This is a genomic window from Kitasatospora phosalacinea, from assembly GCF_000717185.1.
Classification (GTDB): Bacteria; Actinomycetota; Actinomycetes; order Streptomycetales; family Streptomycetaceae; genus Kitasatospora; species Kitasatospora phosalacinea_A.
Map to the genome: position 1 here is coordinate 1 of NZ_JNYE01000233.1, position 1,429 is coordinate 1,429.

Here is a 1,429-nt window from a genome sequence, read left to right on the forward strand (position 1 = left end):
AGGAATCTCAATGATCGTGTCAAGCCGCCTGCGTGACCGGCGGGGCGGAGGTGAACAGCCTCTTGTCACGCAGCATCGCCCACAGGACATCGACCCGGCGGCGGGCGAGCGCCAGCAGGGCCTGGGTGTGCAACAGCCCCTCTCCGCGCTTCTTCAGGTAGTAGTCCCGGGACGGACCGGGCCTCATCATCGCGGTCTGCGCGGCCATGTAGAAGATGTACCGCAGGCGCCGGTTGTACCGCTTGGGCCGGTGGTAGTTGTTGGTGCGGCGGCCGGAGTCCCGGGCGACCGGGGCGAGGCCGGCGTGGGAGGCCAGGCGGCCGGCGTCCAGGTAGCCGGACAGGTCGCCGACGATGGCGACGAGTTCGGCGCCCAGGATGGGGCCCATGCCGGGCATCGACTCGATGATCTCGGCGCGTTCGTCGGCGCGGAAGGTCTCGCGGATCTCCCGGTCGTTGTCCTTGATCCGCTCGTCCAGGGCCAGGAGCTGGTGGGCGAGGTCGCGGACCAGCTTGGCGGCCCGCTTCTCGCCGGGCAGTTCGATCGTCTGCGACTGTGCGGCCTCCACCGCCTTCGCGGCGACGTCGCCCGGGTTGCGGACCTTGCGGTGCTCCAGCCAGGCCGTCAGCCGCTTGACGCCGATCCGCCGCAGGGCGGCCGGTGTCTGGTACTCGGTCAGCATGACGACGGGGCCCTTGGCCGCGGAGTAGTCGAAGGCCCGCTCCAGGGCCGGGCAGATGCCGACCAGCAGGTCGCGCAGCCGGTTGATCAGCCGAACCCGGTCGGCGATCAGGTCGGCCCGGTAGTTGGTCAGCACCCGCAGCGTGGTGACCAGCTCCGAAGGGGTGTCCAGCCGAGCGAAGCCCTTCGGACGCATGCGGGCCTGGTCGGCGATGACCCGGGCGTCCTTGGCGTCGGTCTTGCCCTCTCCTTGATAAGCAGCGGACATGCGGTTGACCGTGCGGCCGGGCACGTAGACGACGTGTTGTCCGTGGGCGACCAGCAGGGCCAGCAGCAGGGTCGAGGCGCGGCCGGAGATGTCCACCGCCCACCGGATCTCGTCGGCCTTCGCCTGGGCGGTTCTGACGAGGGCGAGGATCTGGGTCTCGTCGTTGATCACCTTCGTCGAGAACACGCTCTCGCCGTCGGCGTCGACCGCCACCGCCCAGTGGTGCCCCTTGCCGGCGTCGATGCCGACCCATATCCGCTCCTGAGGCGTGCTCAAGACCATAGCTCCGTTCCACCGTGACCAGCACTTCCATGGCCCGTAGAACACTCCGCCAACAGGTCCCTAACCAGCGATGACCGCAGTTCTCAATCAGTGGTCGGAGCATCCCGAAGGACCGGGCGGCCATTCCTTCGGAGCCATCAACGGCAAACCACCATCAGCCACACCCGGTCCTCCCGGACCGCCTCACATTCTTAGGGA

General features: G+C 68.5%; 1 protein-coding gene. It reads right to left on the reverse strand.

The features are described from left to right. Positions 1-19: 19 nt before the first annotated feature. Entirely contained in the window at positions 20-1,225 is a 1,206-nt protein-coding gene (locus tag OO57_RS37725) for an IS110 family transposase (protein WP_033257423.1), read from the reverse strand. Positions 1,226-1,429: the final 204 nt, after the last annotated feature.